We start from the raw sequence: 21,326 nt of genomic DNA, 5'->3' as shown, positions 1-21,326 counted from the left end.
TCCACCATGAAGAGCGAAATCAAGGCCCTCGCGATAATCCTGCTGGCTTCCTTCGGGTTAAGCGCCGTAGTTCTCTACCTCCTGGGCATTCCGGGCTTTATCCCCAAGTTCTACGCCCTGGCGATGAGCGACTCGATAAACCCCTGCACCTTCGTGATTTACACCATGCTCCTCATCGCAATATCAGTAAGGGAAGTGTCGCGGAAGAGACTCTACATCATCGGCTCGGCCTTTATCCTGGCCGTTTACGTCTCGTACTATCTCCTCGGCGTCGGCCTGCTCTTCCTTGGACAGTACATTCCCCTGTGGCTCGCGGGAATCTTTGCGATAGGATTTGGAGTTTACACGATAGTCACAGGGATAATGGAGCGCTCGAGGATAGGCGACAAGGGAAAGATAAGGAAGAAGATATTCAGCGCCGACGCGACCTTTGCCGGCTCCTTTGCCCTCGGCGTCGTGGTCTCGACGACGCTCCTGCCCTGTTCCGCCGGCAGTTACCTCGTCTACGCGACGATAATAGCCCACGGGAGCAGGGCCCTCGCGTTCTTCCTCCTGGCCCTCTACAACGTCATCTTCGTGCTTCCCCTCGTCGTAATCCTCCTCGCCATGGGGAGCGTGAGCGAGAGCAAGCGCTTCTCCCAGGCGATGGTCAGGCACAGCATGGAACTCTCAGTCGTCGCGGGATTTCTGCTCATCGCGATAGGCGTTTGGGTGTTACTGACCGGTGGGGTCTGAGTCGTCAAAAAGTGCCGCTTCCCAGTCCGCATATGCCCGCGAAGGGACAGACCGAGCAGTCCTCTGTGTAAGGCTTGAGCGGGGGTTCACCCTTTACGGCCCTCGTTATCTCCCTCGCCCTTTCCATGGCTTCATCATCGCCCTGAAGCACGAGGGTGACGCTTCCCTCAGCCCCTCCAGCGCCACCGGAGGCTATGGGTACCGCCTCGACTCCTGCCAGTATCTTGTAAGCTTCGACCTCCGTCACAGGGTGTGAGTGAGGTATCGGGACGAGCGCCGCGTAGAGTCCCGTTCCCCAGTCGAAGGAGTATATGCCCGTGAGCTTGGCGCTCTCCTCAACCGGCGTTGGCACGAACTTTTCAAGGCTCACCGGGGTGATTGTGAAAACCCCCTTCGTTATCGTCCATCCGAAGGTCTTGCCTATCGTTCCCCCGTCCGGAGCCGCGGCAAAAACCGCGACGTTCCAGTTTATGTCGATGGCGTTGGCGCCTTTGATAAAGACGTCCTTCGGGCCCATTCTCCGGAGGGCCTCCTGAGGGTCGTCGAAGGGCTCTCCCCGGTACAGAACGAGGTGCTTTGGCCACGTTTTCTTCGGCGTAACGCAGGTTCTTCCATTGCTTATTGTCCCAATCGTCCACTTCTCCTTCTCTATTTCCTTACCCAGTATCTCTTCCGCAATGTATGCGGCAGTTGTTCCCGTTGCTATGTAAACGAAGCCCTCTTTCAGCGCGCGCTGAACTTCCGGCATGGCGACAACGGCCTTCGCTATGAGCCTCTTGCTCTCGGGTGGCGTAAGAGTAACGAGCGCCCTTTTCACGTCAATCACCGGGCTAAAATACGCATCGAAAGGTATAAACCTTCTCTTAGAGGGCCCGAGAAGCCTTAGCTCAGCCGAACAGCTCTATGCAGACCCTGCACTCCGAGGGATTAACCTCTGGGTCTATCTTGGCGTGGAAGGAGCAGACGTAACCCTTGCCGAGCATCTTGAGGGCTATGCCGATGAGCCTCATGTGGATGTCGTACTCGCTCGGCCGGAACTCTGCTATCTCGTCTGCAAGGTTCTTGAGGTCCTCGTCAACGTCTTTGAACTTTGAAACGTCTATGAGCGCACCCCGGTCCATGTTGAGGTAGCGCGAAACCGCCGACTGGGTGACGTGAAGGAGCTCCGCTATCTCGGTCTGCTTCAATCCTTTCTCCCGGAGGTGCTCCACGAGGCGTCTCCTGAGGGAGGGGTAAACGTAGCGAGATGCGACCTCGAAGGCGTTGACCTTCATATGCAAAACATGACCCGCGGAATACTTAAGGCTTTTGGTCCTTTTGAAAACTTAGTCAGCTTATTTTTGTTGATTTGTAAACCGAGAGCTGGCCTTGTTCTGGATAAAAAATTTAAATCACTTACCATAACATTCATATGACAAGTGTCATAATAAGGGGGTGGAAAGATGGCCGTGAAGGTTCCGAACAGCGGAAAGGAAGCGGGCGTTCTGATGAGGTGCGACCAGTGTTCAATGAGCCTGCCGGGAGGGTGTACCTTCAGGGGAATCTGTGGCAAGGACCCCGACCTGAACTCCCTTCAGGAGGCCCTCATCTACGGAATAAAGGGAACCGCCGCCTACTATTACCACGCCTACGAGCTCGGCTACAAGGATGACGAAATCGGCTTCTTCCTGTCAAAGGCCCTCTACTCGACTCTCACCAACGTGAACTTCGACAAGAACCGCTTCCTTGAGCTCATCCTTGAGAACGGAAGGATACACCTCAAGGCTATGGAGCTCCTTGATAAGGCCTACACAGAGACCTACGGAAACCCGGAGCCGGTCAAGGTTCCGACCGGAACCGAGGAGGGGCACGGAATTCTCGTCACCGGCCACACCTACAGGGCGCTCTACGAACTCCTCAAGCAGATTAGGGAGATGGGCCTCGAGGACCAGATTAGGGTCTACACCCACTCCGAGATGCTCCCTGCCCATTCCTACCCGGAGTTCAGGAAGTTCAAGTCCCTCTACGGCAACTGGGGCGGTTCGTGGGTCTACCAGAGGAAGGAGTTCACCGAGTTCCCGGGAGCAATCCTCGGAACCAGCAACTGTGTCCAGCAACCACCGAAGAGTTACGCCGACAGGATGTTCACCACCGACATAGCGGGCCTTGAGGGCGTTCCCCACCTCGAGAACGACTACGAACCCCTCATCAAGCGCGCGCTCGAGACGCCGAAGATGGAAAAGAGGGACGACGGCTACATCGTCACCGGTTTCCACCACACCAACGTGCTCCCGCTCATGGACAAGCTCATCGAGCTGATAAACGAGGGCAAGATAAGGCACGTCTTCGTCATAGGTGGCTGTGACGTCCCCAACCCGAAGATGAGCTACTACGAGAAGCTCACCGCGATGGTGCCCGAAGATGCCATAATCCTCTCGGCCGCGTGCGGTAAGTTCCGCTACAACAGGCGCGACTACGGCGAAATCGAGGGAATACCGCGCTTCATGGACTTCGGCCAGTGTAACAACGTCTACTCGATAATCCAGATTGCCGGGGCGCTCGCGAAGGAGCTGGACGTCGGCCTCAACGAGCTCCCGGTCAGCATAGTCCTCAGCTGGATGGAGCAGAAGGCCATCGGAATCCTCTACAGCCTGCTATACCTCGGAATCAAGGGCATCTACATCGGACCCAAGGCTCCGGAGTTCTTCACGCCGAACGTCTTCGAGACCCTCAGGAAGAAGTTCGACCTCAGGCTCATAAGCGAGCCCGAGGAGGACTTAAAGAGAATGCTCAACTCCACCACCGCTGTGAGCGAGGACTCGCCCCTGCTCGACTGATTTCATATCTCCCTTTTCTTCGTGTTCTTTCATACACATTTCTGCCCAGAAAGACTTAAATATGTCCCTAATGACATTTGTCATGAAGGTGGTATCATGACCGAATTGCTCTCAAACCGTGAGCAGAAGAAGGAAGCCCTGAAGGCCCTTCTCCTCAGGATTCATAACGGTGAGGATGTTAATTCACTTAAGGAGGAATTCCGGGCAGTTCTAAGCTCGATATCTCCCCTTGAAATCCCAATCATCGAGCAGGAGCTCGTGAAGGAAGGCGTTTCCGCCAAGGACATCGCCAAGATGTGCGACCTTCACGTCGAGCTCTTCAGGGAGGCCGTGAAGGGAACGGACGAGGTGGAGGAGAAGGAACTTCCCGAGGGGCATCCCCTCTGGGTTCGCTATATGGAGAACAGGGAAATCCTCAAGGACGCTGAGATGCTGAACCTCTACGCGAGAACCCTCGCAACGACGAGAGATGAGCGCATGAGGGAGGAAATCCTCGGAGTTCTGGAGGAGATAGTTGGAAACCTCCGGAAGGTCGGCTTCACCCACTACAACCGCGACGAGATGCTGACGTTTCCCTACATTGAGAGGAGGGGTTTGACGGCAATAGCAACTGTCCTCTGGACGAAACACGACGAGATAAGGTTCATGCTAAAGCACCTTTACGGACTTCTGGCCCGGAGGGATGAGATGCCCTGGGAGGGGTTCGTTGAGCGCTTCAAGGCGAAAGCCGGCGAGGCATCCTTTGCGCTGAGCGATATGGTCTTCAGGGAGAACAACATCTACTATCCAACCCTCAAGGCCCTCCTCAGCGACGGCGAGTGGAAGGCAGTAAGAATGCAGGACGACGAGATTGGCTACTACAAGGTGAACCCGCCTGCATGGGACCCCGGGGAGGACGTTAAACCGCTCCAGCCCTGGCAAATCAACCCGGAGCTGAGCGCGGAGGAACTGCTAAGCCTCCCAAAGGAGGTTCAGCAGGCCCTTAAAGGCCAGCCCCTGGAGTTTGATAAAGGCCAGCTGAGGCGCGAGGGGGACCTTGACCTCGGCACCGGTTTCGTGAGCGTCGAGGAGCTTAAGGCCATATTTGAGGCCCTCTCCGTTGACGTTACCTTCATAGACAAGGATGACCGCGTTCGGTTCTTTTCCCCGGGCGAGAGGATATTCACAAGGACGCCGTCGATTCTCGGACGGCCGGTCCAGCTCTGCCACCCTCCGAAGAGCGTTCACATCGTTAACAAAATCCTGAGGGCCTTCAAGGAGGGCAGAAAAAGGGAGGCAACGTTCTGGCTCAGGCTCGGCCCGAAGTACGTCTACATCAAGTACGTGCCCCTCTTTGACAGGAACGGGAACTACCTGGGAACCCTTGAGATTACGATGGACATCGGAGAGTATAAGAGGATAGAGGGCGAGAAGAGACTGCTCGACTGGAGGGATTGAGATGCGCGGGGATGAGGGAATCTTTAAAAAACGAGTTGAGCGCTTTCAGGAGCTTTTGAGGGAGAACGAGATAGACGGTGCCGTCATCAGGACGCTCTCCAGCTTCATATACTTCACCGGAACCAAGTGGCTCAGGCCGAGCCTGTTCATACCCGCTGATGGGGAACCCCTTGTTTTTGTTGTTAAGGGTGAGGCGGAGCTGTTCAAGAAGAGGAGCTGGATTGAGAACGTTGTTGAGTACCAGCGCGTTGAAGACCTCATGGCCGGTGTTGTCAGCTGGGTCCACAGGAACGGTATGGAAAGGGTTGGCCTCGAGTTCGGGGTCGAGAGGGACGCCTACCTGATATTCCTGAAGATATTTGAGCGCCTAAACCCGACTGTGGAGATAGTGGACGTGCTCAACCTCACGATGAGCCTGAGGATGATAAAGGACGAGTGGGAGCTGGAGAACATCAGGAAGGCGGGAAAGATAGCGCGGAAGGGAATGAAGGTCGCCGGGGAAGTCATAAAGCCCGGTGTCAGCGAGCTGGAGATAGTGGCAGAGATAACGAGGGAACTCATGCTCAGCGGGAGCGAAGAGCCTAAAGTGTACGTCTCAACGACTCCAAGGGCCCACGCCGAGCCTTTCCGCGACCTGAAGGTTCCCGAAAACGGCGTCGTTACCGTCGTCATCGGAACCGACTGGAACCACTACTACGCCAACACCGCGAGGACTTTCATCGTTGGTGAACCCGGCGAGAGAGTTAAGAAAGCGATGGAAGTCAAGATGGAAGCCTACAAACTCGCTCTGGAGGAGACGAGGGTTGGGGCCCCGATAAATGCAGTTGAAAAGAAGATTGCCAGCCTTTTCAAAGAGAGGGGCTTTGGGGACGCGTACATAGCTGGCTACACACACGGCGTTGGTCTGCTCGTGGAGGAACCTCCCATAGCGACGATAGTGGTTCCGCAGAGGGCCACCCGAGTACAGGAAAACATGGTTCTCACGATAATACACCCGCCTCTAATGATTCCCGAAGGGGCAATAAAGCACGAGGACACTTACATCGTCAAAAAGGATGGGCTGGAGAAGGTGACCTAAAACACCCTTGCATATCCCCATTTCCTGACGCTCGTGAGGATTGATGTCTCTGTGCTCTTTATCCCCTCTATCCTACCGAGCTTTTCAACGAGGAAGTTCTCAAGTTCCTGCAAATCCCTTACCGTCACCTGCATCAGTATGTCGTGGGCCCCGGTCGCTATGCCCAGGACGTCCACCTCCGGGAGCTCCTTCAGCTTCTCAACGGCTTCCTTTATCTTGCTCGGCTCAACGTCCACCGCTATAAAGGCCACTATTGAGTAGCCGGCCTTGAAGGGGTTTATCAGCGCCGCGAACTTCCTTATAACGCCCCTCTCAACAAGCTTTTTAACCCTGAGCCTGACCGTCGATTCCGGCACCTTAAGCCTTCTCGCTATCTCCGAATAGCTGGCCCTCCCGTCCTCCTGGAGGATGTGAAGTATCGCCCTGTCGAGTTCGTCAAGCCGTTCAATCTCAGCCATTTTGACCCACCAATTTTGAATTTTTGTGATGTTATTTTTAAAGTTTTCCGCTAATTTCGCAAAAATTAACCGAAATTCCTATTAATTCCAAACGCATATGGTTAACGGTGGTTCCATGTTGCCCCCAAAGGATGAGGTTATTCAGGGCTACTCCCGCTACATCTCGCGCGCATCCCACGTTACCTACGCCCCAATCGTCCCCTACAAAGCTCGAAACGCCCTCGTCTGGGACGTTGAAGGGAGGGAGTACATAGACTTCCTGAGCGATGCGGCCGTTCAGAACGTCGGGCACAACAACCCGAGGGTCGTTGAGGCCGTCAAAAAGACCGCCGAGAGGTTGCTTCACTTCACCTTTATCTACGGCTTTCCGGTAGAGCCATACCTTTTGGCCAAAAAGCTGAGCGAACTTGCCCCCGTTGAGAACGCGAAAGTTGCCTTCGGCCTCAGCGGGAGCGATGCGAACGATGGCGCCATAAAGTTCGCGAGGGCCTATACGGGAAGGAGGTCTGTAATCGGCTACCTCAGGAGCTACTACGGCTCCACCTACGGCGCAATGAGCGTTACCGGTCTCGATTTTGAGGTTCGCTCAAAGGTCGGCCAGCTCAGCGACGTTCACTTCATCCCCTACCCCAACTGCTACCGCTGTCCCTTCGGGAAAGAGCCGGGGAAGTGCCGTATGGAATGCCTTGAGTACCTCAAGGAGAAGTTCGAGGGCGAGGTTCACGCTGAGGGAGTAGCTCTTCTCTTAGCTGAGCCGATACAGGGCGATGCCGGAATGGCGGTTCCGCCCGAGGGCTACTTCAGAAAGCTCAAAAGGCTCCTCGACGAACACGGCATTCTCCTCGGCGTTGATGAAGTCCAGAGCGGTCTCGGGAGGACGGGCAGGTGGTTCGCCATCGAGCACTTCGGCGTTGAGCCCGACATCATAACCCTCGCAAAGCCCCTTGGCGGTGGATTGCCTATAAGTGCAATCGTCGGAAGGGGGGAGATAATGGATTCCCTGCCCCCTCTCGGCCATGCATTCACCCTCTCAGGAAACCCCGTCGCGAGCGCCGCGGCTTTAGCCGTCATCGAGGAAATCGAGGAGAAGAACCTCCTTCAGAGGGCCGAAAAGCTCGGGAAGAAAGCAAAAGAAAGGCTTGAAAGAATGAAGAAGAGGCACGAGCTCATCGGCGACGTCCGCGGGCTTGGCCTGATGCTCGGCGTTGACCTCGTAAAGGACAGGGAAACCAAGGAGAGGGCCTACGACGAGGCCAAGAAGGTCGTCTGGAGGGCCTACGAGCTGGGCTTAATAGTGGCCTTTCTCCAGGGCAACGTGCTGAGGATTCAGCCCCCGCTGACTATAGAGGAGGAGCTCCTTGAGGAAGGCCTTGATAGGCTTGAAGAAGCAATTGAGGACGTTGAAGAAGGCAGGGTTTCAGATGAAGTCCTTGAAAAGGTGCAGGGGTGGTGATTGACAAAAGCATGCTTATTCTCAACTTTTCCGAAAACTTTTTATACAACTACCTACACAGCCCGAGCGGGCTTCAATGGAAAGCCTGGAAAACGCAAGGAAACCCGTTCTCAAAGTGGGGATAGAGGATAGGGTTGAACCTTCCAAGGCTTTGGTTTTTGGCCTTCAGCACGTTCTGGCGATGTTTGGGGCGACGGTGACGGTGCCTCTTGTAGTAGGCGGGGCGATAGGGCTCAGCGGTTCCCAGATAGCGACGATGATACAGGCCGTCCTGCTGGCGATGGGAATAGCAACGCTTCTCCAGACGACGATAGGCTCGCGCTATCCGATAGTCCAAGGTTCGAGCTTTGCCTTCATCCCAGGGCTGATAGCAATTGGCTCAAGCATTGGAATGGCCGCGGTTCAAGGGGCGCTAATCGTTGGCGGGCTGATTGAGGCCCTAATCGGCTGGCTCGGAATAATCGGAAGGGTCAGGAAGCTCTTCACGCCCCTCGTTACTGGGGTTACGATAACTCTCATTGGCTTCAGCCTCGCCGACGTGGCCGTTAATAACTTCTTCAACGCCTACGCCGACCCCTCCGGCGGGACCGTCGGAAGGGCCGTGCTTGTGGGTCTGATAACGTTTCTCACAACCCTCTTCGTTGCACTGAGGGGAAGGAGAACGAGGGCAATGCCGGTCGTTGTGGGTGCCCTCGTTGGCTACGCGGTGAGCTTTCCCCTTGGCCTCGTCAACCTAAACCTCGTGGAAAGCCTTCCTGCTCTAAGCGTTCCCAAGCCGTTCCCCTGGGGAGAGCCGGTATTCGATTTAACAGCGATAGTGCTCCTCCTCTTCGCCTTCATGGTCAGCATCATCGAGAGCGTTGGTGACTACCACGCGATAGCAACGGTTACCGGTTCCGAGATAACTGAGGGAAGGATAGCAAGGGGTATAGGCGCTGAAGGCCTCGCCTGCTCGGTAGCCGGTTTCCTCGGGGCCTGCGGAACCACGAGCTATTCAGAGAACATAGGTGTCGTTGCCCTTACCAAAGTTGGTAGCAGGCACGTGGTTCAGGTGGGGGCGGTTATCCTGATTCTCCTCTCGCTCCTCCCGAAGTTCGCGGGTATCTTGGCCTCAATGCCCGCCCCGGTCCTCGGCGGCCTGACGCTGGCTCTCTACGGCATGATAAGCGTTACTGGGCTTAGGCTGATAAAAGAAAAGGTTGAGTTCAACGACAGGAACACGCTGATTCTCGCGGCCTCGCTGATAGCCGGGCTTGGCGCACCGCAGCTGCCGCCTCAGCTCCTTGAATCCCTTCCAAGGCTCGTTTCGAGCATACTCGAGTCGGGAATGGCGGTAGGAGCCCTGACTGCAATAATCCTGGAAAGAATCCTTTAAAGGGGAAGAAAAGAGGGGCTCAAGCCCCTTCCTTCTTTTCGACCGGCTTTGATTCCTTCTTTTCGGCGGGTTTGCTGGTCTCCTTCTTTGCAGTGGACTTGGTGGCAGGTTTGGCGGGGGTGGGCTTCTTGGGCGGCCTTATGCCGTAGCCAAGTATCTTGAACTCGAAGACCTCTCCGTCGCGGAGGTGGTAGCGGTAGGTTCCATCTTCCTTCTTCTCAATCTTGACGACCGGGAAGCGGTAGTCGCCGTACTTCTCGTTGAGCTCCCTGACCTTGTCAGGGTGAATCGGCACCCAGTTGAAGAGCTCAAGCGCATCCTCAGTTCCGTCGGTCGTCAGGATGTAGGCCTCGCTGAAGCCGAGCGCTCCCGTTGGGCAGACGTCGACACAGAACTGGCAGAACGTACAGCGGCCGTAGTCAACCTTCGGGTGGGGCCTCTTCTCCATCTTGCCGTCCACTTCGAGCCAGGTCATCTCTATTGCCCTCGCCGGGCATATCTGACCGCAGAAGTTACAGCCGACGCACTTCTTCCAGTCGAGCGTGTGGAATCCTCTGTACTTTGGAGCGGGCTCTATCTTCTCGAAGGGTATCTTTATCGTCACGGGCTTCTTGAAGAGGTACTTGATGCCCATCCAGGGCTTGACGAAGGACTTCTTGAGCTTGACCTTTTCCTCACCAACGACTCTCGCGGGCATCGTCATCACCTGTCTATGTCGGGCGGACAGTTGTCAAGGGTCTTCAATATGACCGGCACGTCGGCGAGGCGGGCTCCCTTGAGGAGCTCCTCAAGCACCGTAACTCCGTGGCTCTGGCTCGGTCCGCGGACGTGGACGCGGTAGGGCTTGTGGCTTCCATCGCTGACGACGTAGGCTCCGAAGTCGCCCTTGGTGCTCTCAACGTGGGCGTAGGCGTCTCCTGCCGGAACCTTGAACCTCGGCAGGTTCTTGAGCTTGGGGTCCTGCACCATGTAGGGCCCGCTCGGCGGCCCCATGTCGAGAAGCTGTTCGAGTATGTAGAGGTCCTGCTCCAGCTCGTACCTCCTGACGAGAACGCGCGCGAGGCTGTCTCCTTCCTTCAGGACCGGAACCTCGAAGTCGAGCTCTGGGTAGAGGTAATAGGGGTCGTCCTTCCTGACGTCGTAGGGAACTCCCACGGCCCTGAGGTTCGGCCCGGTGACCGCGTGCTTGAGGGCGAACTTCTTGTCCATCACGCCAACGCCTTCAGTCCTCTCGAACATAATGTAGTTGTCAAAGAGTATCTCATCGAAGTCCTTGAGCTTGGACTTGATGTACTCAACGGTGTCCCTCAACTGCCTCAGCCACTTGTCTCCTGGGATGTCCCTCCTGACTCCTCCGGGGACGGTGTAGATGTGGTAGACCCTTCCGCCGGTGAGCTCCTCAAAGAGGCGCATGAACCTCTCACGGTAGGCGGCGGCCCACTGGCCCGGGGTGTAGAGGCCTATCTCGTTTCCAAATCCCATTATCCAGAACATCCATGCTGAAACTCTCGCCATTTCAAGCACAACTGTCCTAATCCATATCGCCCTCTCAGGAACCTCCCAGCCGACTATTTCATCAACGGCCATCGAGTAGATGTTTTCCGGAACGTCGCTCTCGGGAACACAGATACGGAGGAGCAGGGCAATGTTGGTGAAGTAGGGCCTCTGCTCGGCGAGCTTCTCGAAACCGCGGTGCAGGAATCCGGGGTTAACTATGGCCTTCTCTATCCTGTTGCCATCCATCTTGAGGATTATGCTGAAGTTCTCGGTCGCCATGTGCTGTGGACCGAAGAACAGCTCGTAGGTGTCCTTGGCTATCGGGGTCAGGTACATGTCGTGCTTTCTCGCTTCCTCCCTAAGCTCCTTTGGAACCTCCAAATTCGCCATGAGCATCACCTCATATCACGTAGTTCGTCTTACTCTCATCGTACCTGTCGAAGTCATCACCGTAGATTGTCTTGACGTAGCTAAGGGTGTTGAAGTCCTTCCTGAGCGGGTGCTTCTCGTATTCGCGCGGCTCGAGTATGAACGGTCCGAGCCTCGGGTTGCCCTTGAAGTTTATGCCGAAGAACTCGTGTGCCTCTCTCTCGTAGGTCTCTGCAACGGGCCAGATGTCCATGGCAGTCGGCACCTCTGCGTTCTCCCTTGGAACCCTCGTTCTGACAAATGCATGAACGCTCTCGCTGACGCTCCAGAGTTGATAGACGAGCTCGAACTGGTTCTCCTTGAGCCAGTCAACGACGCTTATCTGCATGAGCATCTCGAACCTCTCGCTGGCAAGCTCGAGGAACTCGTGTATCCTCTCGGCGGGAACCTTGAACTCTATCCTCTTCTCGCGCCTGACGCTTCCCTCCGCGTAGGGGGCCTTCTCGAGGAGCTCCTTCACGAGCCTGCCCTCCTTGGTGTTCGGGAGCTCGGGCTTTTTCTCCTCGGCCTTCTCAACGGGTTCAACCTTGTTCTCAACCTTGTTATCGTTCACAGCCATGCCAACCACCTCTTGGCGTCCTTCTCACGCCATCCCTCTCCAAAGAGCTCGTCCTGGTTCTTCCTGTACCACTCGTAGTTCTCCCTATACCTCTTCCAGCCGTCCGCTTCCCCGCTCTCTATCTTCCTCATTATCTCCTGAATTCCGTCCATCACCGCCTCAGGCCTCGGCATACAGCCGGCTATTGCGACATCTATGGGAATGTACTTGTCAAGCTGTTTGACAACGTTGTAGGAGTCCCAGTAGACGCCGCCGTTGATTGGGCATGAGCCGTGGGCGAGGATGTACTTGGGGTCGGGCATCATCTCGTAGGTTATGATGATTCTCTTCAGCGTTTTTGGCGTGACGTAACCCGTAATCAGGAACAGGTCTGCCATCCTTGGGGATGGGTTCGGCATCATACCGAATCTCTCAATGTCGTAGCGAGCTGTAAAGAGGGGCGGCATCTCTATGCCGCCGCACCCGGTACAGAACGCCACCAGCCAGATGCTCTTCTTTCTCGCCCACCTGAAGAGCGGCTCGAAGAGCTTGAACTCCTTGAGCTCGTAGCTTATGAAATCCTCTCCCATCTTTCACCACCCCATCGTGAGGATTACGGCTATTATTCCCAGTATGGTCGGCCACTTCCAGAAGAACTTCGCGGCCTGGTCGATGGTGAAGCGCGGGTAGATGCTGGCGACGAATATCGCGATGAAGAGCACCGCTATCTGCTTGACGAGGAGCTCGAGCAGGTTACTCGCTCCGCCAAGGAAGAGCACGGCGAAGAACGCGGTCTCGGCGAAGAGCTGAACCGCGTGCTGGGTGAAGAGCAGTGCCGCGTGCTTGCCGCCGTACTCGACCATTGGACCCATCGAGATTTCCGCGGGGGCGGTGATGATGTCGAAGGGCTCGAGGCCGAGCATCGCCTGGAAGACTATGTCGAAGACGATGAAAGCTAAAAGCAGTGCTGGAACCGTTATGCTCCAGCCGTGAATCCCCTGGAGTGCCACTATGTTGCTCAGCTTGAAGGTTCCCCAGTGCTGGATTAATGCTATCAGCGCGAGACCATACGGTAACTGCATGGCAACCATGGTGAGCAGACCACGCTGGACACCGACCGCTGAATAGGGGTTGCCCGAGCTCATGGCACCGAGCATTATCCCGAGCATCGGCACCTCAAGGAGGTAGGCGACAACTATCAGGTCGGCGTTGCTGCTGAAGAGCTGGAAGTTGGCGATGGGTATGAACAGGAGCGCCGCTATGCTCGCTCCGAGGGCAAAGACAGGTCCGAAGTCGTAGATGAAGCCGTGGCTTATGCTCTCCTTCTTTCCGAGGAGCTTGAGGGTATCGAGGATTGGCTGGTAGATGGGCGGCCCAACGCGCCTCTGGATTCTCGCCATGGCCTTCCTCTCGATACCCATGAAGATGAAACCCATGAAGGTGGCGTAGATTATCATGCCGATGGCCTCAAGTGCTAACTTCCAGTCGAACATTCACAACACCCCCCACAGTGCTAGGATTAGGAGTACCACCGCAAGATACCAGGCGTAGCTCTGGACGTTTCCGTTGTAGAACCCTTCCCTCAGGGAGTCAGCGAAGTCCTCGAACATGCCGGCGAGGCGCTCGTAGAACCTGTCCCAGCTGTACTTGAGCCAGAAGTCGAGGGCTTCAGCGAGAGGCCTGTAGAAGTTCCTCCTCATGCTGAGGTTGTAGTCCTCGGTGACTGGGTTACCTGACTGGTAGGTGTCGGTGACGGGGACCTTCCTGGCCTTCGCTCCGTAGATGAATATGAGTCCCGCTATCGCGAGGCCGAGGGTCAGGATTACGGTGACGAGGAGGGCGTTGTAGGTTCCAGTTGGGGTTACGAGCTTGAAGTAGTCACCGCCGACGGGGTTTCCGAGGAACTTTCCTAGGTACTCAGTAACGAGGCCCGGGGCGATACCGAAGACGAGGTTCGGGATAGCCAGTATCGCCATGCCTATGAGGAGCGGGAGCGGTGCCTCCTCAACATCATCGAGGTCGCTCGGTCTCTGGCCGAACCACACGGCGTAGAGGAACCTGACCACGTAAGCAAACGCCAGACCGCTTCCAAGGAATATCGCGCCCGCGACCAGCGGCATGTGGGCGCTTATGGCGGCCTCATAGAGGAGCCACTTGCTGGCAAAGCCCGCCATCGGCGGAATTCCTGCGAGGCTGAGAACCGCTATGAGGGCCATCGCGAAGGTTATCGGCATCTTCTCCGCCAGACCACCGAAGTCCTCGAACTTGGTCTTACCGGTTCTCAGGATAAGCGCCGCGACGACGAGCCAGAAGAGGCCCTTGAAGACCGCGTGGCTGAGGACGTGGAAGAGCGCTCCCGCGAAACCGAGGGTCGTTCCAAGGCCGAGACCGAGGAGGATGTAGCCTACCTGGCTGACGGAGGAGTAGGCGAAGAGCTTCCTTATGTCCTCCTGGAGCACCGCGAGGAAGCCCGCGACGACGACGGTTATCGCTCCAAGCCAGGCGATGATGTACGAGAACACCATGTGGTTGTGCCAGACGCCGAGGGCGGTGTAGAGTTTGGTTCCCATCAGGATGTAGAGGAGCAGGAATCCGTAGGCTCCAGCCTTGCTGAGGGCTCCGCTGAAGAAGGTCGTGTAGCTCTGGTCAACCTCGCTGTAGGCACCGGGCGCCCAGACGTGGAGCGGAACGGCGCCTGCCTTGACGCCAAATGCCGTCAGGAAGAGCAGGAACACGAGGGCGGTGAGGCTCTTGCTTATGCTCCCGAGCATTGCGTCCATGTAAAGAGCCTGTCTGATTGTTCCGAAGTCGAGAGCGCCGGTCTTTGCGTAGAGGATTCCAATCGCTATGAGCATCGCGTAGGCGCCGATGACGCTGAGCACGAAGTACTTGAGGGACTCGTGCCTGTTCCTCTTAAGCACCATCATGAAGCTCGCGAAGGTCATGAGCTCCCAGAACAGGAAGAAGCCCACGAAGTCCCCGCTGAGGAAGACGCCCAGCACTCCGGTGTAGCTCATGAGGGCGAAGAGCCACTCGTAGGAGCTCCTTGAGGTGCTGGCCATTCCGAAGGCCATCGCAACGCCGACGAGCGAAGCCACCGCCGCGAAGTACCAGGTGATTGTGTTGAGCTGGAAGAGCAGCTTAAAGCCGCCAATCGTTATAGTGTGGGTCACGGTTTCGGGGTTGCTACCCGCTATCGTTGAGTAGTACTTGGCGAGTATCCCCAGGGGAACCGCTGCACCAAGGATTCCAACAATCTCGCGTATTCCCCTGATGTCAAGGGCCCAGGCTATGAAGCCAGCCACCAGAGGTGCGAAGAGCATTATCATGAGCTCGTTCATGCTCCCACCCCCATCAGCGGGACGTTCTTAATGTACTGGGCGACGTTGAAGAGGTCGCTTCCGGCCTTCTGGGAGACGCTCCAGAGGTAGTTCGGGTAGACGCCTATTGCTATTACGAGCACCACCAGAAGGACGACTATGGCCATCAGAGGCACGCTCTCTGAAATCCTCTCGCCCTCTCCCTCGAACCAGATGGCGTGAATCAGCCTGAAGTAATAGACGGCCTCCACGACGCTGGCCGCGAGGACGAGGAAGGCTGCCCAGGTGTAGCCGACTTCAATGGTCGCCAGGATTATCCTGAGCTTGCTCCAGAAGATGTTGAACAGCGGTATTCCAACGGCAGCAAAGGCACCGACCGTTATTCCGAAGGCGGTAACCGGCATCCTCCTGCCGAGTCCGCGGAAGTTCTCAATCTCGGCCCCTCCAAGCTGTACGGCAACGTAGCCAACGCCGAGGAACAGGAGAACCTTCACTATCGCGTGGTTGACCATCTGGAACACTCCAGCGTCAACGCCCGCCTGGGTTCCGAGGGCGAAGGCGAGCGCTATGAGTCCGACCTGGCTGATTGACGAGTAGGCTATCATTCTCTTGACGTTCCTCTGCCTCAACGCCGAGAACTCCGCCACGACGACGGTGAGGGTGGCCATCACTACGAGGAGCCTGAGGACGTTGTGCCAGGTTCCGACCGAGCTCATGAGGTAGAGAACCCTGGCCATCGCGTAGAGGCCGGCCTTGACGACGAAGGCCGAGAACATGGCCGTTACCGGGTGCGGTGCGGCCTGGTATGCATCGGGCGCCCAGGCGTTGAGCGGGAAGAGCTCCGCCTCTACCGCGAGACCGAAGATTATGAGAGCCAGTCCGACCTGGGCAACGGTCGGGTTGATGTGGCCGGCGAGCTGGGCTATCTGGGCCATGTTGAGTGTTCCGGTGGCGCCGTAGATTAGCGCGACGCCGATTAGGAAGAAGCTCGAACCGATTCCTCCGAGAATCATGTACTTGAGCGAGGCTTCAGCAGCTTCGCCGGTCTTGTTGTAAGCCGTCAGCGCGTAGGCCGTTATGGCGGTTATCTCCATGAAGACGAAGAGGTTGAAGATATCGCCGGTCGCTATCATTCCAGTGGCTCCGAGCATCAGCAGGAGGAACAGCATGGCGTACTTGTCTATTGGCTCAACGTCGATTGCCTTGAAGTTGAATACCGCCATGAGGAAGCTAGCTAAGGCCACTATGAGCACGAAGAGCGCCGCGAATTGGCCGAGGTAAAGGTTGATTCCGACCGGAGGCTTCCAGCCGCCTGCCATGACGATTATCGGCTTTCCAGTTGAGTAAACCTGCTGGAAGACCCACGCCGCTATTCCCGTCTGTATCGCGGTGATTATCAGCACGTAGGTCTTTATCGCCTTCTTCCCGAGCCCCTTAATCAGGGGAACGAAGAAGGCACCGAGGAGAGGTAACGCTATGAGGAGTGAAGCGTACTGCCCGTTCATCCTCTCAACCTCCTTATCTCCTCAATGTTGAGGGTTCCGTAACGCTTGTAGAGGACTATAACCGCGCTGAGGGCCATAGCGGTTGTGGCAACGCCTATGACTATCGCCGTCAGAACGAGCGCCTGCGGAATCGGGTCAACGGCCTGGTTGGGCCCTATTCCCTCGCTCAGAATTGGCGCGCTCCTTCCGGAGATGTAGCCTATGCTGACGAGGAGCAGGTTAACGCCGGTTTCCATGATGCTGAGCCCAATGAGCATCTTGAGGATGTTCTTCTTGACGAGTATCGCGTAGAGGCCTATGAGCACGAGGGCAATCGCGCCGAAGTAGAATGCACTGATGTGTGGCACGCTCATTCGCTCACCTCCTCCTTGAGCATGTTGTCAATGATTCCGCTGAGCTCGGTGCCGACCTTGAGGCCTATGATGGTGTATATTATCGGTATGAAGCCACCGCTGAAGAGCCTACCGATGTTGTCGTGTCCCCAGCCCCAGGTCTGCCATATCCAGTCGAAGAGGAAGTAACCGCCTATCGCGAGGCCTATGAGGCCGACGATGACGTAGCCCATTCCAACGAGCCCCTCGGTCTTCTCAAAGGCCTTGTGCGGAATCTCATACATGGTGAATGCCATGTAGAGCAGCAGGAACGCCGTCGCTATGGTGGCTCCTCCCGGGAAACCTCCACCCGGGGTCAGGTGTCCGTGGATGAAGATGTAGGCGCCGAAGAGTATCACGAAGGGGACGAGGAGCCTTGTTCCTGTGGTGAGAACGATTGACCCCTCGGTCTTCGCGGTTCTCCTCTTCTTCCTCTCCCAGAGAAGCGCTCCAACACCGGTGGAGGCTATGAAGAGGACTGTGACCTCACCGAGGGTATCGAAGCCACGGTAGTTGACGACAACAGCGGTAACGGCGTTGACGGAGCCCGTCTGCTCCTTAACATGGTCGAGGTAGTACTGTCCGACGAGCATTTTATCCTGGCCGAAGGGAACTCCAGCGAGTCCCTGGGCGAGCCAGTAGCCGATGATAAGCAGGGTAATTATCGCGAGACCCCTCTTCAGTATGCTCACCATCTTACCCACCACCCGGGCCTCTCTTCCTCCTCTGTCTCAAAGCGCTGGGTTCTCTTTATGGCGAAGATGAATATCGCACCGCTGAGCGCGGCCCCTATGGCCGCTTCGGTCATTGCCACGTCTGGCGCCTGAAGGATTAGGAACAGTATTGAGGCGAACAGGCTTACCGCGGCCATTCCAACGGCGGCCGCGAGCAGGTCCCTCCACTCAACGGCGAGTATTGCCGAGATTATCATAACGCCGATTATGATGTAGTTGATACAGGTTACGCAGTTCATTCGCTCACCTCCTCCGAGGTCTCGGGAGTCTCACCCTCAGCCTTTTCGGCCTGCGCCTTGCTCGCGAGGTGTTCTCCATACTTGTCAACGACGCTACCGTGCCAGAGAGGAATTCCGCGCTTGTAGGCGGCCCTTATGAGTGCGTGGGCGCTTATCGGGTTGGTGAGCAACAGGAATCCCGCGACAGCTATCGTCTGCACTATCCACGCTGGAGAATAGCCCTTTCCAACGGCCCAGATTCCAACGCCCACTATGACGCCCAGCGAACCGAGGGTGGCGCTTTTGGTGGACGTCTGCATCCTGTTGTAAACGTCGGGCATTCTTATCAGACCGAGTGCTGACAGGAAGTAGAAGAACGTCCCTATGAGGACGAGGACTTCACCGATTATCGCCAGAACGCTCATAGGCCTCCCTCCAGGTAGCGGGCAAAGGCTATGACTCCACCGAAGGCAAGGAGCGCGTAGACGAGGGCGACGCTGATGTAAATCATCCTGCCGTAGTAGAGCGCGAAGAGCACCATCAGCCCGGTGGTTATGGTCGTCATAATGTCAACGGCGACCAGCCTGTCAACTGTCGTCGGTCCCCTGAAGACCCTGTAGGTGCTGAGGAGCGTTGCTATCGCAATCAGGGCGAGATAAATGTTAATCCCTATCATCCGAATATCACCCTCAGGTACTTTTCAAAGGGCCTCGTTATGGCCTCGGAGGCCTTTTCAACGTGCTCAGAATCGTCCTTGGCGTTGAGAACCTCGTCCGGAACCCAAATCCAGTGGATGAAGTAGTTCTCCCCGTCGACGTCGAGGGTTATCGTTCCGGGCGTGAGTGTTATCGAGTTTGCCAGAGAAAGCTTTCCGGTGTCGCTGTTGAGAACCGTCTTGCACTTGACGATTCCGGGCCTTATGGGCCTCGCCGGGTGAAGAACCCTGTAAGCAACGTCAAGGTTGGCCATTATCATGGCCCACAGGAAGTACGGTATGTAAGCTATTGCGTAGGCGACCCTCTTTGGATGGAGGTTTGCCAGTCCTGCTTTGGTGAAGACGTCGTGCGTCAGTGCCGCTACTATTAAAGCTATAACGGCTCCGGTTATCAACTCCTGGCTGTCAAGGCTGGCCGTGACGACCAGCCACAGAATAAACAGCACGATAAAAGTGTAGGCGAACTTGCTGGCGCGACTTGCTTCTTCCATACTCAACCCTCCGGAGGTTGATGCACTCATTTGGAGTGACTATCGAAGGTTGCCAACCATAACTTATAAACCTTACCTGGGAAGAAGAAAGGTTTAGAACTTTTGGTTAAAATAGGGGTCTCTAATTTGTCCCATAGTCCGGAAAAGCGTCCACGAGCGTTCATTCTTCGAGAAGAGGTAACAAAATCTTTTGGGGAAAGAGGGGATACTGGCCAAAAAAATTCGGTCAGTAGATGGATATCCTCTTGACGCCTTCGAGCTTTGAGAGCTCGTTGATGAGGTCGCCGGGTATGGGCTTCTCGGTTATGATGGTCAGGGTTGCCTCAGGGTAGAGCTCCGGGTCTTCCGCGACGACCTGAACTATGTTGATGTCGCGCTCCGCTATCTTCTGCGCAATCTTGGCAAGGATTCCTATGGCCCTCGGCTCGGGCTCAATCTCGATGACGCCGTAGCCGACGTGCCTGCCGACGTACTTCATATGGACGGTCGGCTCGAGGTTGGTGTATATTTCCTTGAGTTCCGGAACCTTGAGTATCATGGCAACGGTTTCCTTAACAACGCGCCTGTCAACGTCGAGGGCCTTGGCTATCTTGGTGTAGGGCACCTCGATGTCTCCAGCCTTTATCTTCATGTCCTCTGAGACCTTGAGGCCGTACTTGAGAAGCGTCTTGGCGATTTGCTTTCTGACGGGATACTCATCAAAGTAATGCTCAATCTTCCCCCACATGAGCTACCACCCAGTTCAGTTCACCAGTAGACTCTTTAATCCAATAGTATTAAAATGTTTCCATGCCCGCATGTCTTCAAGGGGGGAATTTAAAAGTCTTCCGGACGGATGTTTTGTCCATCAACGGGTTTTTAAACGCACCGTTAAACTCACGACCATGATAGAGCTTCGCCTTCCCCACGTGACGTTTGAGGATTTGGGAGATACGATAAGGCTAATCTGGCGTGAGACCCTTTACGCGGACTTCCCAAAGCGAGAGCTTGAACGGGTCATCCGGAAGAAGTACCGCGTCTCACCTCAAATCACGGCCCGAAACGGCGCGTTAATCATAGACACCGACTACGAGAAGGTTGAAGGCTTCATAGCGCTCTACATCCAGAACAACCTTGGCGCGCTCCTCAGGAACCGCTACACGAAGAGGAAGGTTATCTACATCCACGAGGGGCTTGGCGTTCCGCTCCTCGGCTACAACGCATTCGGTTTGATAGACAGAGGAACGAACCTGATTCAAATTAGGGGCGTCAGCGGGTGCAACCTGAGCTGTATCTTCTGCTCCGTTGATGAGGGGCCATATTCGAGGACGAGAAAGCTTGACTACGTCGTTGATATCGACTATTTGATGAAGTGGTTCGACGAGGTCGCGAGGATAAAGGGAAGGGGTTTGGAGGCACACCTCGACGGTCAGGGTGAACCGCTCATCTATCCCTTCAGAGTGGAACTCGTTCAGGCGTTGCGGGAGCACCCGAACGTCTCGGTAATCTCGATGCAGAGCAACGGGACGCTCCTCAACGACAAGCTCGTCGAGGAGTTGGCGGAGGCCGGCCTCGACAGGGTGAACCTCTCAATACACTCCCTCGACCCGGACAAGGCGAAGATGCTCATGGGAATGAAGAGCTACGACCTTGAGCACGTTCTGGAGATGGCGGAGGCCCTTGTGAACGCGGGAATAGACGTCCTCATTGCCCCGGTCATAATCTTCGGAATCAACGACGACGAGGCGGAAGCATTCATAGAGTTCGCGAGGAAAATCGGCGCCGGAAAGCGCTGGCCGGCCCTCGGCTTCCAGAACTACATTCCCTACAAGTTCGGCAGGAACCCGGTCATAGCCAAGACTGTCCCCTTCAAGGAGTTCTACGCCTGGCTGAGGGGGCTTGAGGAGAAAACAGGAATGAAGCCCCTCGTCCTGAAGCCGAGCCACTTCGGCATGGAGAAGCGCGAGTTCATTCCCCTCGCCTTCCGGCCTGGGGAGGTCGTAAAGGCAGAGGTCGTCCTTCCGGGCAGGATTGAGGGTGAAATGCTTGCGAAGGCCAGAAACCGGCTCATCGAGGTCGTTGGAACGAAGGCGGAAGTCGGGGACAGAATAAAGGTGAGAATCGTGCGGACGAGGCACGGTATCTACATCGGGACCGAGGTTTGAAAAACTTTTTAA

At 56.0% G+C, this 21,326-nt stretch carries 24 protein-coding genes; 7 read left to right on the top strand and 17 right to left on the bottom strand.

All coding sequences use genetic code 11. From position 1 onward, the window contains the following. Positions 1-6: 6 nt before the first annotated feature. Positions 7-735, top strand: a complete 729-nt coding sequence (locus E3E30_RS04145) for a cytochrome c biogenesis protein CcdA (RefSeq protein ID WP_167728533.1) — start codon at positions 7-9, stop codon at positions 733-735. Positions 736-739: 4 nt separating this feature from the next. On the opposite strand, the gene E3E30_RS04140 is transcribed toward E3E30_RS04145, so the two are convergent. After that, positions 740-1,552, bottom strand: coding sequence for a hypothetical protein (locus tag E3E30_RS04140; protein WP_167728939.1), 813 nt, complete (start codon positions 1,550-1,552; stop codon positions 740-742). 70 nt (positions 1,553-1,622) lie between these two features. Next, entirely contained in the window at positions 1,623-2,009 is a 387-nt protein-coding gene (locus E3E30_RS04135) for a helix-turn-helix domain-containing protein (RefSeq protein WP_167728532.1), read from the bottom strand. 168 nt (positions 2,010-2,177) lie between these two features. Between E3E30_RS04135 and hcp the strand changes: the two genes are divergently transcribed. From hcp to E3E30_RS04120, 3 genes are all read left to right on the top strand, one after another. After that, complete coding sequence (gene hcp, locus E3E30_RS04130) at positions 2,178-3,551, top strand: hydroxylamine reductase (RefSeq protein ID WP_240922521.1); 1,374 nt, start codon at positions 2,178-2,180, stop codon at positions 3,549-3,551. A 96-nt stretch (positions 3,552-3,647) separates the two neighbouring features. Next, positions 3,648-4,988, top strand: a complete 1,341-nt coding sequence (locus tag E3E30_RS04125; protein ID WP_167728531.1) for a DUF438 domain-containing protein — start codon at positions 3,648-3,650, stop codon at positions 4,986-4,988. A 1-nt stretch (position 4,989) separates the two neighbouring features. After that, on the top strand, positions 4,990-6,066 hold the full coding sequence (locus E3E30_RS04120) for a Xaa-Pro peptidase family protein (RefSeq protein ID WP_167728530.1): 1,077 nt from the start codon (positions 4,990-4,992) through the stop codon (positions 6,064-6,066). Here the strand turns inward: E3E30_RS04120 and E3E30_RS04115 are convergent. After that, positions 6,063-6,524: an Lrp/AsnC family transcriptional regulator gene (locus E3E30_RS04115; RefSeq protein WP_167728529.1), complete on the bottom strand. Its 462-nt coding sequence runs from the start codon at positions 6,522-6,524 to the stop codon at positions 6,063-6,065. The genes E3E30_RS04120 and E3E30_RS04115 overlap by 4 nt on opposite strands. Positions 6,525-6,639: 115 nt before the next feature. Here E3E30_RS04115 and E3E30_RS04110 point away from each other — a divergent pair, with 115 nt between their 5' ends. Continuing rightward, positions 6,640-7,977 (top strand): leucine/methionine racemase, encoded by a 1,338-nt coding sequence (locus E3E30_RS04110; RefSeq protein ID WP_167728528.1) that lies wholly within the window; start codon positions 6,640-6,642, stop codon positions 7,975-7,977. Positions 7,978-8,053: 76 nt separating this feature from the next. Next, positions 8,054-9,352, top strand: coding sequence for a nucleobase:cation symporter-2 family protein (locus tag E3E30_RS04105; protein WP_042689357.1), 1,299 nt, complete (start codon positions 8,054-8,056; stop codon positions 9,350-9,352). Between the two features lie 19 nt (positions 9,353-9,371). On the opposite strand, the gene nuoI is transcribed toward E3E30_RS04105, so the two are convergent. The 14 genes from nuoI to E3E30_RS04035 form a co-directional block, all read right to left on the bottom strand. Then, entirely contained in the window at positions 9,372-10,049 is a 678-nt protein-coding gene (gene nuoI / locus E3E30_RS04100; RefSeq protein WP_167728937.1) for an NADH-quinone oxidoreductase subunit NuoI, read from the bottom strand. 5 nt (positions 10,050-10,054) lie between these two features. Continuing rightward, the gene (locus E3E30_RS04095; RefSeq protein ID WP_042689361.1) at positions 10,055-11,239 is read right to left on the bottom strand and encodes an NADH-quinone oxidoreductase subunit D; all 1,185 of its coding nucleotides are present in this window, start codon (positions 11,237-11,239) and stop codon (positions 10,055-10,057) included. Between the two features lie 10 nt (positions 11,240-11,249). Further along, entirely contained in the window at positions 11,250-11,837 is a 588-nt protein-coding gene (locus E3E30_RS04090) for an NADH-quinone oxidoreductase subunit C (protein ID WP_167728527.1), read from the bottom strand. After that, positions 11,828-12,406 (bottom strand): NADH-quinone oxidoreductase subunit B, encoded by a 579-nt coding sequence (locus E3E30_RS04085; protein WP_042689364.1) that lies wholly within the window; start codon positions 12,404-12,406, stop codon positions 11,828-11,830. Before E3E30_RS04085 ends, E3E30_RS04090 begins: the two co-directional genes overlap by 10 nt. Before the next feature lie 3 nt (positions 12,407-12,409). Continuing rightward, the gene (locus E3E30_RS04080; RefSeq protein WP_167728526.1) at positions 12,410-13,309 is read right to left on the bottom strand and encodes a respiratory chain complex I subunit 1 family protein; all 900 of its coding nucleotides are present in this window, start codon (positions 13,307-13,309) and stop codon (positions 12,410-12,412) included. Next, entirely contained in the window at positions 13,310-15,157 is a 1,848-nt protein-coding gene (locus tag E3E30_RS04075) for a proton-conducting transporter membrane subunit (protein ID WP_167728525.1), read from the bottom strand. Then, on the bottom strand, positions 15,154-16,641 hold the full coding sequence (locus E3E30_RS04070; RefSeq protein ID WP_167728524.1) for a proton-conducting transporter membrane subunit: 1,488 nt from the start codon (positions 16,639-16,641) through the stop codon (positions 15,154-15,156). The genes E3E30_RS04075 and E3E30_RS04070 overlap by 4 nt, the downstream gene beginning before the upstream one ends. Continuing rightward, the gene (locus tag E3E30_RS04065) at positions 16,638-16,994 is read right to left on the bottom strand and encodes an NADH-quinone oxidoreductase subunit K (RefSeq protein ID WP_042689372.1); all 357 of its coding nucleotides are present in this window, start codon (positions 16,992-16,994) and stop codon (positions 16,638-16,640) included. Before E3E30_RS04065 ends, E3E30_RS04070 begins: the two co-directional genes overlap by 4 nt. Further along, on the bottom strand, positions 16,991-17,698 hold the full coding sequence (locus tag E3E30_RS04060) for a Na(+)/H(+) antiporter subunit B (protein ID WP_042693102.1): 708 nt from the start codon (positions 17,696-17,698) through the stop codon (positions 16,991-16,993). Before E3E30_RS04060 ends, E3E30_RS04065 begins: the two co-directional genes overlap by 4 nt. 2 nt (positions 17,699-17,700) lie before the next feature. Further along, positions 17,701-17,985 carry a DUF4040 domain-containing protein gene (locus tag E3E30_RS04055; protein WP_042689374.1) on the bottom strand — a complete coding sequence of 95 codons (285 nt, stop codon included), beginning with the start codon at positions 17,983-17,985 and terminating at the stop codon, positions 17,701-17,703. Continuing rightward, the gene (gene mnhG, locus E3E30_RS04050) at positions 17,982-18,389 is read right to left on the bottom strand and encodes a monovalent cation/H(+) antiporter subunit G (RefSeq protein WP_042689376.1); all 408 of its coding nucleotides are present in this window, start codon (positions 18,387-18,389) and stop codon (positions 17,982-17,984) included. Before mnhG ends, E3E30_RS04055 begins: the two co-directional genes overlap by 4 nt. Then, entirely contained in the window at positions 18,386-18,640 is a 255-nt protein-coding gene (locus E3E30_RS04045; protein WP_042689377.1) for a monovalent cation/H+ antiporter complex subunit F, read from the bottom strand. The genes mnhG and E3E30_RS04045 overlap by 4 nt, the downstream gene beginning before the upstream one ends. Beyond that, entirely contained in the window at positions 18,637-19,170 is a 534-nt protein-coding gene (locus E3E30_RS04040) for a Na+/H+ antiporter subunit E (protein WP_167728523.1), read from the bottom strand. The genes E3E30_RS04045 and E3E30_RS04040 overlap by 4 nt, the downstream gene beginning before the upstream one ends. Before the next feature lie 226 nt (positions 19,171-19,396). Beyond that, positions 19,397-19,897, bottom strand: a complete 501-nt coding sequence (locus E3E30_RS04035; RefSeq protein WP_042689379.1) for a hypothetical protein — start codon at positions 19,895-19,897, stop codon at positions 19,397-19,399. 157 nt (positions 19,898-20,054) lie between these two features. Between E3E30_RS04035 and E3E30_RS04030 the strand changes: the two genes are divergently transcribed. Further along, positions 20,055-21,314, top strand: coding sequence for a radical SAM protein (locus E3E30_RS04030; protein ID WP_167728522.1), 1,260 nt, complete (start codon positions 20,055-20,057; stop codon positions 21,312-21,314). The last annotated feature ends 12 nt before the right edge of the window (positions 21,315-21,326 follow it).

Source organism: Thermococcus sp. 9N3 (genome assembly GCF_012027685.1).
Taxonomy (GTDB): Archaea; Methanobacteriota_B; Thermococci; order Thermococcales; family Thermococcaceae; genus Thermococcus; species Thermococcus nautili.
The sequence above is the reverse complement of the archived record's forward strand: the minus strand, read 5'-3'. Positions and strand labels throughout refer to the sequence as shown.